At 58.5% G+C, this 16,150-nt stretch carries 13 protein-coding genes; 6 read left to right on the top strand and 7 right to left on the bottom strand.

What is annotated here, in order from left to right; genetic code table 11:
* Window positions 1-115: 115 nt before the first annotated feature.
* From ACKUTP_RS01230 to ACKUTP_RS01215, 4 genes are read left to right on the top strand one after another with little or no spacing between them, the layout of a single operon-like run.
* Entirely contained in the window at window positions 116-442 is a 327-nt protein-coding gene (locus ACKUTP_RS01230) for a PTS lactose/cellobiose transporter subunit IIA (RefSeq protein WP_117757821.1), read from the top strand.
* A gap of 46 nt (window positions 443-488) precedes the next feature.
* Window positions 489-782, top strand: coding sequence for a PTS sugar transporter subunit IIB (locus tag ACKUTP_RS01225; RefSeq protein WP_117648560.1), 294 nt, complete (start codon window positions 489-491; stop codon window positions 780-782).
* Between the two features lie 9 nt (window positions 783-791).
* Window positions 792-2,141, top strand: coding sequence for a PTS sugar transporter subunit IIC (locus ACKUTP_RS01220; RefSeq protein ID WP_409063362.1), 1,350 nt, complete (start codon window positions 792-794; stop codon window positions 2,139-2,141).
* Window position 2,142: 1 nt separating this feature from the next.
* On the top strand, window positions 2,143-3,597 hold the full coding sequence (locus ACKUTP_RS01215) for a family 1 glycosylhydrolase (protein WP_409063361.1): 1,455 nt from the start codon (window positions 2,143-2,145) through the stop codon (window positions 3,595-3,597).
* Window positions 3,598-4,050: 453 nt separating this feature from the next.
* Here the strand turns inward: ACKUTP_RS01215 and ACKUTP_RS01210 are convergent, their stop codons facing one another.
* The 7 genes from ACKUTP_RS01210 to ACKUTP_RS01180 all read right to left on the bottom strand — a co-directional run bounded on the left by ACKUTP_RS01210 (window position 4,051) and on the right by ACKUTP_RS01180 (window position 13,470).
* Window positions 4,051-4,854 carry a C39 family peptidase gene (locus ACKUTP_RS01210; RefSeq protein ID WP_226812386.1) on the bottom strand — a complete coding sequence of 268 codons (804 nt, stop codon included), beginning with the start codon at window positions 4,852-4,854 and terminating at the stop codon, window positions 4,051-4,053.
* Window positions 4,855-5,378: 524 nt separating this feature from the next.
* Entirely contained in the window at window positions 5,379-6,857 is a 1,479-nt protein-coding gene (locus tag ACKUTP_RS01205; RefSeq protein ID WP_409063360.1) for a YfcC family protein, read from the bottom strand.
* A gap of 431 nt (window positions 6,858-7,288) precedes the next feature.
* Window positions 7,289-8,296, bottom strand: a complete 1,008-nt coding sequence (locus ACKUTP_RS01200; RefSeq protein WP_161160079.1) for an NAD(P)-dependent oxidoreductase — start codon at window positions 8,294-8,296, stop codon at window positions 7,289-7,291.
* A gap of 121 nt (window positions 8,297-8,417) precedes the next feature.
* Window positions 8,418-9,275, bottom strand: a complete 858-nt coding sequence (locus ACKUTP_RS01195) for a dimethylarginine dimethylaminohydrolase family protein (RefSeq protein ID WP_118098110.1) — start codon at window positions 9,273-9,275, stop codon at window positions 8,418-8,420.
* A gap of 112 nt (window positions 9,276-9,387) precedes the next feature.
* Entirely contained in the window at window positions 9,388-10,905 is a 1,518-nt protein-coding gene (locus tag ACKUTP_RS01190) for a YfcC family protein (protein WP_409063359.1), read from the bottom strand.
* A gap of 72 nt (window positions 10,906-10,977) precedes the next feature.
* Entirely contained in the window at window positions 10,978-11,994 is a 1,017-nt protein-coding gene (gene argF, locus ACKUTP_RS01185) for an ornithine carbamoyltransferase (protein WP_152067292.1), read from the bottom strand.
* A 330-nt stretch (window positions 11,995-12,324) separates the two neighbouring features.
* Entirely contained in the window at window positions 12,325-13,470 is a 1,146-nt protein-coding gene (locus tag ACKUTP_RS01180; RefSeq protein ID WP_152067293.1) for a PucR family transcriptional regulator, read from the bottom strand.
* 298 nt (window positions 13,471-13,768) lie between these two features.
* Here ACKUTP_RS01180 and ACKUTP_RS01175 point away from each other — a divergent pair, with 298 nt between their 5' ends.
* Window positions 13,769-14,713, top strand: a complete 945-nt coding sequence (locus ACKUTP_RS01175; RefSeq protein ID WP_409063358.1) for a zinc dependent phospholipase C family protein — start codon at window positions 13,769-13,771, stop codon at window positions 14,711-14,713.
* Between the two features lie 101 nt (window positions 14,714-14,814).
* Entirely contained in the window at window positions 14,815-16,074 is a 1,260-nt protein-coding gene (locus ACKUTP_RS01170; RefSeq protein ID WP_006235159.1) for an MFS transporter, read from the top strand.
* The last annotated feature ends 76 nt before the right edge of the window (window positions 16,075-16,150 follow it).

Here is a 16,150-nt window from a genome sequence, read left to right as displayed (position 1 = left end):
TCTTTTGTCGATGACCCTGTCAGTCTACCTGCAATAAACCTCGAGGATTGCGGGCGGGAGATAGGCGTTTCGAATATTCAAGTACAAACCAAACATCACGGGAGAGGAGACCGTTATGGACGATCAGGGAACCGAGATGGTTTCGTTTCAGCTGGTCGCTGCAGCGGGAGAGGCACGCAGCCTTGCCTTCGAAGCCCTTGAAAAGGCAAAGGCGGGGGATTTTGACGCCGCCGCCAAACTCATGAAGCAGTCAAAGGATGCGGGAATCAAGGCTCACCACATCCAAACGCAGCTGCTTTCGACTGAGGCAGCGGGCGAGCATCTGTCGGTGGATGTGTTGCTGGTCCATGCTCAGGACCACCTCATGTGCTCCATGCTTGCTCAGGAGCTCGTGCAGGAGCTGATCTGCCTGTATGAGCGCACTGCAACCAAGAACGCCTAGCGGCGTGCGGTGACTATCCAACCAATCAATGCGAAGGGAATCCCTTATGAAGATCCTTCTTGTTTGCGCAGCTGGTCTGTCTACAAGCATTCTGATGAAGAAACTCGAGAAATATGCGGAGCAAAACGGCATCGAGCTCGATATCGATGCGGTGGGTATCGGCGAGTATCAGGAGACGTGCGCCAATTATGACGTGCTGCTCTTGGGGCCGCAGGTGTCCTACCAGCTCAACACCGTCAAGCAGGGGAGCGGTAAGCCGACCGCGGTCATCCCCGCACAGGACTACGGCATGGGCAACGCCGCCAACGTGCTGGCACTCGCCCAGTCGCTGTTGGGTTAGGAGGCAACCATGGAGAAGTTCATGACCCTGCTTCAGGAAAAACTGACCCCTATCGCCAATTTCTGCGGAACCGAGCGCCACTTTGCCTCCATGCAAAAGGGCTTTATGAGCGCGATCAGCTTCATCTTGGTATCTGCCGTCTTTATGATCCTCGCCAACCCGCCGGTCACGGCCGACCTGGTGGCGCAGGGCGGGTTCTGGTCCGTCTTTGGCCCTTGGCTCGATTTTGCCACGGCCAATAAGCTCACGCTGCTCATTCCCTTCAACATGACGATGGGCATACTGTCGGTGATCGTGACGTTCGCAATCGCCTATAACCTGGCGGGCACCTACAAGATGCCCAAGCTTAACGCCGGTATGACCTCGCTGGTGATGTTCCTGATCGCCGCGGCGCCGTCGTCCTACTACCAGCTTGCTGACGAGTCCGTGCTCCAGGCGGTCCCCTGCACCTATCTGGGTGCGCAGGGCCTGTTTACCGCCATCATCGTTGCCTTGGTCTCCGTCGAGGTCACGCGCTTCTGCCAGACCAAGGGCATCACCATCAAGATGCCCGATGGCGTGCCGCCGTTTTTGTCCGAAACCTTTGGCGCCATCGTACCTATGCTCGCCAACATCCTCATCTTCTTTGGCGGCAACCTGCTGATCCAGATGATCGATCCCGCGCTGTCCATCCCCTCGGTTATCGAGAAGCTGCTCGCTGCCCCGCTTTCCGTCGCAGTTGACTCTGTGCCCGGCGCACTGCTTATCTGCTTCATGACGCTGCTGTTTTGGTGCTTTGGCGTCCACGGCAACATGATCGTAATGCCCATCACCGCCCCGGTCACGCTTGCCGCCTTTGCCGCCAACGCCTCGCTCTATGCTGCCGGGCAGCCGCTTGAGTTCCACCCGGCGCTCATGTCGTTGGCCATCAACCTCATCGGCGGCACGGGTAATACGTTCTCTTTTGTGGCGCTCTGCGCGTTTAGGGCAAAGTCGCAGCAGCTCAAGGCATTTGGCAGGGCATCGATCGTGCCGAGCTTCTTCCGTATCTCCGAGCCCGCGATCTTCGGCGCGCCCATCATCTTCAACCCGATCCTCATGATTCCGTTTGTGCTAGGCGGCATGATCTCGGCCCTGCTGTATTGGGGTGCGGTCTCACTGGGTCTTGTCTCTAACTTCTACATCTTGGTGAGCGGCACGTTCCCCATCTTCGTTCAGGGCTTTGTCCAGTGCCTCGACCCGCGCATCTGGGTGTTTACGATCGTTTTGATCGTGGTCATGGCTGTGGTCTGGTACCCGTTCTTTAAGGTGTACGATAACCAGCTCCTGGCTCAGGAGCAGAAGAACGCCGCGGCAGCTTCTGCCGAGGATGCTGAGTAGCATGAGTTACTTTGACAGAACGTCTGCCGCCGGTATGCCCGAGGGCTTTTTGTGGGGTGGTGCCCTCGCCGCCAACCAGGCCGAAGGGGGCTGGAACGAGGGCGGCCGCGGCATGTCGCACTCCGACCTGATCCCACAGGGTTCCGACCGCTGGGATGTAATGTTTGGCAGGCAAAAGCCCGTGGATGATCCGGACAGGCTGTATCCATGCCGCTGGGGCAACGACTTCTTCCATCATTGGCACGAGGATGTCGAGCTCTTTGCCGAGATGGGCTTTAAGTGCCTGCGTCTTTCAATTTGCTGGAGCCGTATTTTTCCCACAGGGATGGAGACCGAGCCCAACGGCGAGGGCTTGGAGTTTTACCGTCAGGTATTCGAGGCGCTGCGCGAGCATGGAATCGAGCCGCTTGTGACGCTGTCGCACTACGACTATCCGTTGGCTCTGGTCGAGCGCTATGGTGGCTGGCAAAGCCGAGAGATGATCGAGCGGTATGCGCACTACGTCGAGACCGTCGGACGCGCGTACCAGGGCCTCGTGCGTTATTGGCTTACGTTCAACGAGATCAACAGCGTGGCGCTGTCCTATCTCAACGCGGGTGTCACGCTCGAGGATGAGCGTGACCGTGCAGCCGTGACCGCGGCGTTCTCGCACCATATGTTTATGGCGAGCGCTCGCGCTGTCGAGATTCTGCACAAGATCGATCCCGCAAACAAGGTGGGTTGCATGGTCGCTGCCGGTGCGACCTATCCGTACCGTTGTGCGCCCGAGGACGTATGGCTTGCGTATGAGGAGGACCGCGGCCGCTACTTCTACACAGACGTGATGGCTGCGGGCGCCTATCCTGCTTGGAAGCTGCGTGCACTCGAGAAAGAGGGTGTTCACGTGCCCTCTGAGCCGGGCGATACGGAGTATCTGGCAGAGCATACGGTCGACTTCATCTCGTTCTCGTACTATTGCTCGCGCTTGGTGTGCGCCGATGATCAGGTGATCGCCGAGAAGGCGGAGGGCAACGTGTTCCCGACGTTGCGCAATCCGTACCTCAAGGATAAAGAGACTGCCTGGAAGTGGCAGATCGATGCGCTGGGTTTGCGCGTGACGCTTGCCGGCTACCACGATCGTTACCATCTTCCGCTCTTTATCGCCGAGAACGGTGTGGGCGGACTCGATGCGCTGGAAGACGGCAAAGTCCACGATGCGTATCATATTGATTACCTGCGAAGGCATATTCTTGCGCTGCGCGATGCAATTGTCGAGGACGGTGTTGACCTGATGGGATACACGCCGTGGGGCTGTATCGATTTGGTGTCGGCCTCGACGGGGCAGATGAAGAAGCGCTATGGCTTTGTTTATGTTGATGCCGATGATACGGGCAAAGGCACGTTCGATCGCTACCGAAAGGACAGCTTCTGCTGGTACCAAAAGGTCATTGCATCAAATGGCGAGGACTTGAGTTAACTCTTGCAGGTCTGTTGCCCCCGCGGTCCGCTTCGGCCGCAGGGGCTTTTGTTATTGAGGCGGCTGTTCATGAGGAGCATTGCAGGCTGCGGAAACCCGGCACTTGGGGACGTTCCTTTCCTGCCGGCAGCTTGGGACAGTCCTTAAAGGCCGCATCGATCAACTGCGGAAAGCACATCCCAGAATGAGCGTCCAACATGGGGTGCGGTTTCCCTTGAGGCCCTCAATCGGAAAATGCATCCCGGATTTTTGTCGAAAAGCGGTCCCTAGTTTCCCAAACGGGCCGCTAACGGAAAGCGCATCCCGCTATTGGGCCCCAAAGCAGGATGCGCTTTCCGTGCTGGCAGTTCCAAGCAGTTCGGGATGGCCCTTTTCGTTTGCTCTCGGCTGGCGTCCGTAAGACTGTCCCCGACGACCACTCATTTAAGTCTGTCCCCAATGAGTGCCCAATGACTAGTAGTAGGCCCACATGGCTTCGACTTCGTTGAGGACCTCTACGACGCCCCAGCGTCGGGCGCTGCGGCTGGCCGAGTTGGGATCGAAGACTTCAATCTGGTCGGCGTCGTCAATACCGTAAAGTACAATGTAGTGGCCCACGTTGGTAAAGGTGCCCGGCCGAACGGCGGCGATGACGGGCGCTCCCGAACGCAGCGCCTGAGTCATCGAGTCGCGATCGTTATGAAGCTCCGTTCCGTTAAGTCCCAACTGCCACGCACCGCTCGTCATAAACGACCATTCGGTTGCACCGGTGGGGGCGTAATTGCCTGCCTCGGAAAGCGCGCACATATCGACGGGAGTCATATCGGTGCGTCCCGTCTTAAAGATATAGACCATGGTGAGGCACGTAGGCCCGCAAGCATTTTGGCGGATGGTACCGCCGGCGTAAGGCAGCTCCGACCATGCAGGGTCGATCTGATAGATATGGGGCATCGTGCCGGCTTGCCATTGCGAGCGCGGGGTCGAAAAGGCGAAAGAATAACCGGGCGCGACGGGGGCCTTGAGCAGCTTGTCCTCGGCGGTGGGCTCGAGACCGGCTGATCCGTGGGAGATACACGAGCCTAAAAATAAAAAGAGCAGGCACGCGACGATGGAGCAAAGCGCGATGCGTGCGCGGCGGAAGGGTAGAGCGGGAGCGCCGGAGCCGGCTCGAGATGCCGGGCGAGAGCTCAGGCCGCTGCGTCCGTTCTGCGGGCGCGAAAAAGAACGGCGGACAAAGATGCCGGGCTGGGGGCGACCGTTGCGACGCAGTTGCGGCACATCGGTCTGGCGCTGGCGCGTGCCCGTGAAAGAGCGCGTGCTTTGGCGTTGATCGGTACTGCGACTGCGCCGTTCGGTTTTAGCGTTGGATCTGCTCGAAGCGACGGCACCGTCGCGTCTGCGAGTCGCAGCGGTACTAGCCTGCCCTCGAGTCTCAGAACCGCTGGTGTTTTGCCGAGGCGTAGGGCGGGGCTGCCGTTGCGAGCTGCTTGGATACTGCGGGCTGGCGGCGGTGGAAGAAGACGAGCTTCCGGGCGTCGGCGTAGCGCGACCGGCAAGGCGAACGCTCTGTCGCCGTTGATCGCCGTCGTTAAAACCATATGCCATTTAAACCGCCTTGCCTCATGTATAACCCGTCTATCCTACAAAAAAGATGTACAACAAATGCGTGCGCGCGCCAAAAGCTCGGTAAACGGCACGAACGGGGGCGAGTTTGGCGCTATAAAGCGACGCCCTCCTCGAGCTAAGAGAAAGGGGCTCTTTGGGCCCCTTTCAAAAGATGTGATTTGTGGTGCGCCCGCCGATTACAAAACGAGCATCAGCACGGTGACAAACGAAACGGTAATCACGGTAAGCAGGACCATGTATTTGGCGGCCGTCTTGATGTAGGTCGCGTAGCTTACCTGGGCAAGCTCGAGGCCAGCCATGATGGACCCGCATGTGGGAGTGATCATCGCTACAACGCCGTGTGTGGCGAGGTAGATTGCGACCATGGCTTCGGGGGCAAAGCCTAAGGATGCCGCCAACGGTCCCATGATAGGCATCGAGACGGTTGCCATGCCCGTACTCGAGGGGATGAGGAAAGACAGGGCAAAGTAGAGCGCATAGGAGAGCGGGGCAAAGACTGTGGCGGATACGCCGGCGAGCGCGTTGGCGGCGTTGGTGAGGATCCACACATCGAGTCCGGTGATGGACATGAGCACGGAGACGCCGCGGGCGACGGCGACGACGAGCGCGACAGAAACAAGGTCGGCGCAGCCGTGCAGGATGGTGTCGACGAGTTCTTTCTCCTGCATACCGGCAACCTTGCCGATAATAATTGTCATGGTGAAGAACCAGATGCCGCATTCGGTAAAGTACCACTGACCAAGTGGCAGGCCAGTCAAAAGTGCGCTCCATGCGGTGCTGAGGTCATCGCCCTTGGCGCCGATATCAAATAGGCCAACTCCGAATGTCTGCCACGGAATAAAGCCGATGATCATGACGACAAACGTGAGGGCGAAGAGAACAAGGACGCGCTTTTGAATTTTGGAAAGCTCGACGTGCGCGTCCTCGGCGGAATCGCCGTCCTTGTCGCCGTAGAGACGCTCGGCGGTCTCCCATTCCTCGGGGGTGAGCGATGAGGCGGCGCGGTCGGTGCGGACGCGCTTGGCATACCGCATGACAAAAATGATGCCCGAAATCTCGGCGATGGCGAACATAACCAGACCGATGCCGATCATGAGTCCCTGGTCATAGGGGATGCCGGCTGCCTTGAGAGCATCAAGCGCGAGTCCGGTCGAAAACGGGTTGACCGTCGATCCCAAAACGCCAAGGCCGCAGCCCATGAGAACTACCATGCATCCAACGAGCGGATCCCAACCCATGGCAAACGTGACCGATGCCAGGAGCAGGTAGAAGGGGACGGATTCCTCGAGCATGCCGTACGTGGATCCGCAGATGCCAAAGGCGAGCATGAGAACAGGAACGAGCAATAGATCATTACCGCCTAGTTTACGGACGAGCACGGCGATGCCGGTGTCGAGCGCGCCCGTTTTTTGGACTACGCCCAGGAAACCGCCAAGCACAAGAATGAACACGCAGACCTGCATGGCGCTCTCAAAGCCCAAGAAGGGAGAAGCCATAAAGTTGCCAAGCGTTGCGGCCTGCACGTCAGGGCTAAATGACGAGACGACCCACGAGGCGATGGCCACGAGCAACAGGCAGCCAAAGAGAATGGTAAAAGATGAGGGCATCTGGCGTGGCTTACGTTCTTTGCCAGATGCGGCAGCCTTATCCGACATACAAAGCTCCTTCACGGAAAGCCCTGCCTCCGCCATGGGAGACGGGGCTCTCGTTAATCAATAAGGTCTTGACTCTGTTGTCGACTTGAAAGCTGCACCCTTCAAGTCGGGGAAGTAATGCGTTTAATAAAGCGTGCATCACATATCAATAATACCATCCGGTGAGTATGTGAGGACATCTATGGTGGCATGTATTCCGCAAACGAGCCGACCTATCGGTAAACGTACAATGTGATATACGTTGTCGCATATAGATGCGGGTATTTTTAAGGACTGGTCCCTAGTGATCCCTTTTCTGTTGGTCTGGTGGCCCCTGCTGTTTTGGTTCGCGGCGACTGCACGTCGCTTAGACGATAGGGGGAGCAATAAAACGGGATGAAGAATAGGCCTTCATCCCGTTGAGCCACGTGTTCTGGAAGCAGTTTAAGCTCCTACAACACGTTTACGACAGGAACGTCGTTAACCAACTTGAAGAGCTGGTCCTTTTCGCCCTTGAGGAAGTGTCCGATGTTGTTGCACGGGAAGATCATGAGGTCGCGTAGCGACGAAGACGAATAGAACGCAGAGTGCGGCGTGATAATCACGTTGTCGCGGCCAACGAGCGGGTGGTTTGCCAGGTCGGGCGTCTCGTCATACAGAACATCGGCGCCAAACGCGCGAATCTGGCCAGAATCGAGAGCTTCGATAAGAGCGGGTTCGTCCATGCAGAGGCCACGGCCCAGGTTAATGACGATGGGCTTTTTCTTCATCTTGGCGAACTTCTCGGCGTCAAAGTAATGATAGTTCGTCTCGTTAAGATTCATATGATTGATAATGATGTCGGCCTCGGCCAAAACCTCGTCGATCTCGGCCTGCTCGACACCGTTTTGCCCAAAAAGGTTCTGGTCGATAAAGGGGTCGTTGGAGATGATGCGCTTGACAAGGCCCTTGGCTTTACGGGCGGTGCACTTGCCGATTTTGCCAAAACCAAAGATGCCGAGGGTCTGGTCTTCAAGACGAGGCACCTCGGGAGCCGCGGCGTAATCCCAACGGTGCTCCTGCTCAATCTGACCGATGTAGAACTTGAAGTTCTTGTTGAGCGCGTACATATAGGCGATGGCGCTTTCGGAGACATCCCAGGTGCAGTATTCGCCGACGGGGCAGACGCCCACGCCGCGCGCAGTTGCCTCGTCCATGTCTACGTTGTCATAGCCGGTGGCGTTGATGGCGATGACCTTGAGGTTGGGAGCGTGCTCGAACGCTTCCTTGTCCACCTTGATGAAGGCGGTGAGCAGAGCGTCGGCATCGGCAAGATGCTCGTAGAACTCCTCGCGTGCCTCATCGGTATACGCGTAAACCTCAACATCGATATCCTCACCCAGATGAGATTTGAGGGTCTCGGTTTCGAGGTCGTGCTGGGGCATCATGCTCTCGGCATAATCGCTGATCAAGATCTTCATGGGTGCTTCCTTTCCCCTTTGAGGGGCTTGTGGGTAAAAAGGGGCGCCGCAGCGCCGGAATCCAGCGGAGCGGCGCCCCATGAGAGGCTCGGACAAATACTGTCCAGGCGAAACGTTCGGACTACGGACGCTCGATCGGCTGGGTCAGGCAGTGCGGGCCGCCGCCGGCGTGCAGGATCTGGTCGAGCGGCACGTCGATGACCTCGATGCCCAGAGCGCGCATCTTGTCGTTGATGTGCTTGTTCTTCTCGATGGCAACGACCTTGTTGTTGCCGATGCACTGGACGTTGCAGCCGTGCTTGTACATATCCTCACTGGCGACGGGGATGAGCTCGAAGCCGCGGCGCTTGAGCATCTGCAGGAAGTTATAGGGCAGCTGGTCAATGCAAGCGAGCGCAACTTGGGGAGCGACGATGTTAAAGATCATGTCAAGGTGCAGGTTGTCGGGCGGGCAGGGAACGCCGACGACGGTATAGCCAAACTTCTCGAGCTGATGGCGGAGGCTGGCGACTCCCTGTTCATCGGTACGATCGACCATGCCCCAGGCGAGCGTATGCTCATCGATCATCCAGAAGTCGCCGCCCTCCATGCAACCTGCGTTAACGCGGGCGACGATGGGGACACCCATCTCCTTAAGCTTTGCCTCATAGGACTGGGCCTCGATCTGGCGGACCGGATGACGGAAGTGGCCCATGACGGCGCCTTCCTTGATCATGCAACCATAGTCGCGGGCAAAGGTCATGACCTCGTACTTGGGGTTGGCCTCGACCTCGACGACCTCGATGCCGTTATCCTTGTAGGCGTCAACGAGCATCTGCCATTCCTTGACCATGATGTCGTTCTGTTCGGTATCGCCCTTCTTCATCCATTCGGAGGTGATGACGTTGATGCCGTTGAAGGTGTAGTACTTCGGCGAGCACATCATGACCTTTTTGAGCGGATTGGTGGCGTTGGAGACGTAGATTTTCTCTTCAGACATGGCAGGTTCCTTTCTTTAAGACCTACATACCTTAGGTGGAATGCGCGCGGCGGGAAAAACGGAGGGGCTTGCCCGCCGCGCGAGGATTCCCGCGGGGGAGTAGCGCCTAGACCTAGAGCATCACGAGGACGCAGAGGAAGGCGCAGCAGGCGGCGAACAGGACGGCGACGATGGGGGCGATCTTCTTGACCCAGTCGCCGTAGCTCATGTGCGCCGCGGCCGTGCACGTCATGACGACGATGGAGCACGGGGTGATCATCTTGGCCAGGCCGAGCGCCATGAGGTAGATGATGACCATGATGTAGACGTCGACGCCGGCGAAGGTGGACAGCGTGCCCATGATGCCCATGGTGGCGGCGGCGAGGCCGGTGGAGCTGGGGATCAGGCAGGCGATGAGGAAGTAGCAGACCAGGGCGACGACGACGAAGGCGAAGGGCGGCAGGGAGGCCAGCGCGTTCTCGCACATGTTGAGGATGGACGGGGTGATCTGGCCGTTGTCCATGACGACCTGGATGCCGCGTGCCAGCGGCACGACGAAGGCGGTGGAGACCAGGCCGGAGGCGCCCTTGAGAATCGTATCGATGATAGTGTCGGCATCATAGTGCATGACTACGCCGATGAGGATGACCATGATCAGGGTGATCATCGAGAGCTCGGGGAAATACCAGTTTCCGAAGGCGGTGATGTCGGTGCCCAGGACGTTGCGCAGGCCCGGGGTTGCGGCGACCCATGCGACGAAGTCCTCGAAGAACGTCCACTCGGGGTTGAGGGAGGTCCAGGGGGTCAGACCGACGATCATAAAGACGAAGGTAAGTACGAACAGTGCGAGCGCGCCCTTCTGGCGACCGGTGAGGGTGAGGTCCTCGTCGTCGGCGGCGGGGAACTCCTTGAGGTCCTGCTCGCGCCGGAAGAACTGGACGGACTTCTCGGGATGCGCCTTGATCTTGTCGGCGTAGCGGCAGATCAGGAGGATGACGAGGCCGGTGAAGATGACGAACATCGCGATGCGGGGAATCATGCCCTCGCCAGGGGAGATGCCGGCGATACCCGATGCGATGCCCGTGGAGAACGGGTTAATGATCGACGAGAGGCAGCCGATCTGGGTGCCGAGGACGACGATCATGATCGCGGTGACCGTATCGAGGCCGAGGGCCAGGATGACGGGCACGAACATCAGGAAGTAGACGATGCCTTCCTCATAGGCGCCTTCGCGCGTACCGAAGAACGCCATCAGGATAACGAGGATGGCGATCAGCGCATGCATGTTGTTCTGATTGGCGATAGTGATGCGCTTGATGGCCGTCTTGAGCGCGCAGGTGCGATCCATCATCTCGAGTAAGCTGCCGAACAGCATGATGGTGAGGGAGATCGAAATGGCGCCGGAGACCGTGCCACCGCCGAGCATGCCGGTGATGGGGGCCATGAAGATGTCCCAGAGGCCCTGGGGGTTGCTCTCGACCACGTGGTAGGTGCCGGCGATGGCGTCGCCGCCCTCGGAGAGCTCGTAGGCTCCGCCGGGGACGAACCAGGTCAGGAGGGCGATGAAGGCGATGACGGCGAACAGGATCACATAGGTGTTCGGCATCTGGAATTTCTTCCTCGCCGGCTTTTCCTTGATTTCTTCAGCCATGGTGTATTTCCTTACGTGAGGCGCCGCGGCCCGGAGGGGCGGGCCGCGGCGTGCGGTCGGTCCGTGGCGCGGTTAGACGCGCGGGATGTAGAGGTTGCCGAGGGTCGCGGCCATGATGGCCTTGATGGTGTGCATGCGGTTCTCGGCCTCCTCGAAGCAGCGGGAGTGCTCGCTGTAGATCACGTCGTCGGTGCACTCCATGGCCTCGATGCCGTGCTCCTCCTTGATCTTGGCGGCGTACTCGGTCTCGGCGTTGTGGAAGGCCGGGAGGCAGTGCAGGAAGATCCAGTCGGGGTTCTCGATGTGGGAGACGAGCTCGGCGTTGACCTGGAACGGGGACATCAGGCGGACGCGCTCGGCGAACTGGGACTCCTCGCCCATGGCCGCCCAGACGTTGGTGTAGACGGCGTCGGCGCCGCGGACGGCGTCCACGGGGTCGTTGGTGACGCGGATGGTCGCGCCGGACTCGGCGGCGAACTTCTGCGCGAGGGCGACGATCTCGGGGTCGGGCTCGAGCTCCTTGGGGGTGGCGTTGACGTAGTTCACACCGAGGATGGCGGAGGTGATCATCAGGGAGTTCTGGACGTTGTTGCGACCCTGGCCGCAGTAGGCGAGCGTGAGGCCCTCGAGCCTGCCGAAGTGCTCCTTGATGGTCATGAAGTCGGCGAGCATCTGCGTGGGGTGCTCGCGGTCAGTGAGGCCGTTCCAGACGGGCACGCCGGAGTGCTCGGCGAGCTGCTCGACGTGCTCCTGCTTGAAGCCGCGGAACTCGATGGCGTCGAACATGGAGCCGAGCACCTTGGCGGTGTCGAGGACCGTCTCCTTCTTGCCCAGCTGGATGTCGCCCTTGCCCAGGTACTCGGGGTGGGCGCCCAGGTCGATGCAGGCGGTGGTGAAGGCTGCGCGGGTGCGGGTGGAGGTCTTCTCGAAGAGCAGCGCGACGTTCTTGCCCTCGAGGTAGCGGTGCGGGACGTTCTGCTTCTTGAGGTCCTTGAGGTGCTCGGCGAAGCCGATGAGCCACATGAGCTCGTCCCTGGTGTAGTCCCTCGTGGAGAGCAGGTGGCGACCCTGGAAAACCGAATCAGTCATAGTCATGTTTCCTTTCGTCGGTTCTTGCCTACCCCCGACGGACGCCCCGCACGTGGGCCCCTCCAGACAGGTCAGGCGTTTCGTTCGCCCAGGATGGGGCATCGATACCTGTAGTCGGGCGCCGGTGCAGCGGCACGCCGAAACCATGACTCAAAGTCTAGGAGCACCCAGATGCCATGTGTTTGGTACCAACTCAAAGCCTTCCGGGGGTCTATTTGTTATTTTTTACAAATGAATTGTTATTCGTGAGCAATTGGCGGCTTGCAAGGCCAATTGTCCGAGCGTATTCGGAGTTGTTTTGTGAAAAATGACGATTCGAGTTAACTCGCACTATCTGCTGAGGAAAGTGAGGGAAAGGAATACGAGCAGCTCGCGGTCGTGTGAATCGCCCATGTCGAGGAGTGCTCGAATACGCCGCAACCGATATCGGACGGTGTTGGGGTGTTGGTGTAGGCGATCGGCGGTGTCGATGATGTCGCCGCTGCAGTGCACAAAGGCACGTGCCGTTTGGACCAGTTCGGTAGAGTTTTGTGTGTCGTAGCTTTCGATGCGGTGGCGAAAACCTTGCGCGGTGCGCTCGAACATGGGGTTGGTCTGCGCTGCATAGGAGAAGGCGCCCATGGACAGATCCGACCACTCAAGTCTGCGCGTTCCGCTCAGATGGGCTTCATTGAGAAGGATTGTTGCCTGACGAATGGAGATATCTGCCTCGCCGAGGGGCACCAGGTCGCCTATGCCGCAGTAGTTGACGCCAACTCCTCGAATGGCATTTTCTAGGTCACAGAAGACGCCCTCGTGCTGTTTATCGGTGGCATACGAGACGAAAACGAGCAGCGCATCGTGGTAGCGAAACGCGCATGCGTTTTGGACATCCTCGTGTCGCTGTCGAAACGAGTCCAGAAAATCGTTGAGGGTGTCTTGAATTGCGTACAGTGAGCAGCGATCATCTTTTTCGGCAGAGATGGCAATGCAGCGCATCGTCGATCCGGTAAGGCCCGCCAACTTGTTGATCTCTTGTCTTACTTGGGCTTTTGGCTTTCCCGATAGGAGCGTGTCGACTGCGTCGCTTTTGTCGGATGCGTCGAGATCGCGCTGCAAGAGGTTGAGCGACTCGAATGCGACGCGCTCATGGTAAGCGCCGGAATAGAGATATACCGGGACGCCCATGCGTACACTTGCTTGGGCGACTGCATCGGTAAAACATGGCGAGTACACACGTTTAACGGCAATGGCTGCGACACGCCTTTCAATCATGGCAATGAGCGACGCGTCGGATAGGTCGGGGTCTTCATAGCAAAAACCAAGATTGGTGAGAATGAACTCGCCGGGCATGTATGCGCTGTAGTCGTTGATTGAAGGAGGGCAGTCTAAGATACCAACGTTGTAGACGCGGTGCTCCCCGGCATCTTCGATGGGTGCGACTAAATCAATCCGCTCGAATGCCGGTAAGGCCAAAATGTCGGCAACGGTAATCATGGATGCCTCCGAACGACGCCGGGTTGCTTGAACTGCTTTGCGATATACGTGATCTTCTCATTGATACAGCATGAAGACGCGTGTATTGAAATAGTAGACCATTAATGCCTTACCGCATCGACGGGCAAACAGTTGCTTCGGCGCACGAGCGGGATGATATTAAGCTTTCATTCTGTTTTTGCGGCGAAGGGGAATGGTCGTCGCATACAGCATGCGATGCGCCGTTTACCACCGCAGGTTTGGCATGACCGTGCGGTGGGCATAATGGGTGACATCGAATGAAATCGAAAGGATCATTATGCCCGCGCTCATTACGCATCATCTGTTTGGCGAGGAAAGCATCGACCGTCTTCCGCAGGGCGTTATTACGTCCGACGAGGAGCGCATCGCCTTTATCCTGGGAAACCAAGGTCCCGACCCGTTTTTCTTCCACATGCTCACGCCGCGCATTTCCGACTGTATGTTGCTTGCTCAGGTCATGCACCGCTCGCGCATGTCGCGCCAGTTCTCGTGCCTGCGCGACGGCGTGTCGCATCTGCTGCCGCGCGACGCCAGCTTGGGTCGTGCCTTTGCGCTGGGCCTGCTGTCTCATTACGTGCTCGACCGCAACGCCCATCCCTTTGTCTATGAGCAGCAGTTTGGCATTGTCGAGTCCGATTCAGAGCTTGAGGATTCGAGCAGTCAGGTCCATGCCGTGATCGAGAGCGACCTGGATGTGCTGATGCTGCAGCTTAAACGCGATGGCGCTACGGTTGACGATTACCCGCCGGCGGGCGAGATCGTCACCACCGATCGCATCAATCGCGTGGCCGGCGTGCTGATGAGCTATGTTGCCGGACGCGTGTACGGCATTGACATTCCGGCGGGGGAGTACGGTGCTGCCGTTGCCAATATGCAGCGACTTTACCGCGCGATTGAGCCGGCCGGCTCCGCAAAGACGCGCGCGATCTCGCTGGTTGAGGGCTTGGTGCACGACTACTCGCTGCTCGACGGCCTTGCCCATCGCGTGACGACGGAGCTGCCCGAGCGCACCGGTAACCTGGGCCATCTGACATGGAAGAATCCCTTTACCGACGAGGTCTCGAACGAGAGTTTCCCCGAGGTCTTTGATCGCGCGCTGGTCGATTACGAGTGCACGGTCGCACGTTTTATCGAGACCGGTGACATGGATGCCGTGACCAGTCACGTCAACTACAGCGGTCGCGTGCTCAATGCCGATGAGGAGTTCGACCGCGAGGAATAGGGCCCGTGCGTGCCCCTTTGCCGAATCCTTACCGGCGGTTCTGGACAATTGGGGTACGATGAACTAACTGCATATCGGGCGAATACGAAGGGTCCCTGTCCATGAAATACACCAAGCTCGAGCGTAACTGGGTTATGTATGATGTGGGCAATTCGGCCCTCGTGCTGCTCAATACCTCGGTGGTGCCCATTTACTTTAACGCCATCAATACCGGCGCTTCCTCGGCCGACCTGGTGGTCGCCTGGGGCAATGCACAGACGATCGCCTCGCTGGTCATCGCCATGCTCATGCCCATTCTGGGCGCGCTTGCCGACTACGCCGGCAACAAGATCAAGTTCTTCTTGGGCTTCTTCCTCACGGGCCTGGTGCTTTGCCTGGCGCAGGCTATCCCAATGTCCGCCATGGCATTTTTGACCGTGTACGTGCTGTGCACCATCGGCCTTAACTCTTCTATGACGTTCTACGACGCCATGCTGCCCGACATTACCACCGACGAGCGCATGGACGCCGTGTCCAGCTCGGGCTATGCCTGGGGCTACATCGGTTCCACCGTGCCGTTCGTCATCTGCCTGGCGCTCATCATGGGTGGCCCCGCTCTTGGCGTCCCTACCATGCTGGCAACGCGTCTGTCGTTTATCATCACTGGTGCCTGGTGGCTCATCTTTACCCTGCCGCTCATTCGCACCTATAAGCAAAAGTACGGTCGCGAGCGCGGTCCCGAGGACACTATCGGCCACATCGTGGGCGGTGTGTTCTCCGAGGTCGGACACACCATGCGCGAGATCGCCCACAACAAGACCGTGCTGGTCTACATGATCGCGTTCTTCTTCTATATCGACGGTGTGCACACGGTCATTTCCATGGCCACCAGTTACGGATCGGCCTTGGGCATCGATTCGACGCAGCTGGTGCTTGCGCTGCTCGTTACGCAGTTCGTGGCCTTTCCATCCGCCATCATCTACGGCAAGCTCGCCGGACGCGTGGGCACGCTCAACATGATCTTGGTGGCGGTCGCCGCCTACATGGGCATTGTGCTGTTCGCCGCGTTCTTCCTAAAGACCGCCTTTGAATTCTGGGTGCTTGCCATTATGGTCGGCCTGTTCCAGGGTGGCGTGCAGGCGCTCAGCCGTAGCTACTTTGGCCGCATTATCCCCAAGGAAAAGTCCAACGAGTACTACGGCTTCTTTGACATCTTTGGTCGTTATGCAAGCGTTATGGGCACCTTCCTGGTGTCGGTCGTCACCTCGCTGACCGGCAACCCGTCGCTGGGCGTCCTTTCCATTGGCGTGCTGCTGATCGTTGGCTTTATGCTGCTGGTCCGCCTGTCCCGCATGACTCGGGCGGCAGAGCATGCCGCATAGGAGCGAGCGGCTATTGTGCCTGTCCACGGTACTCTTTTGGGGTTATCCGCAATAAACATTGCGACTTGCGAGCAAT

The sequence above is a fragment of the Collinsella sp. wc0529 genome, from assembly GCF_046116875.1.
Taxonomy (GTDB): Bacteria; Actinomycetota; Coriobacteriia; order Coriobacteriales; family Coriobacteriaceae; genus Collinsella.
The sequence above is the reverse complement of the archived record's forward strand: the minus strand, read 5'-3'. Positions and strand labels throughout refer to the sequence as shown.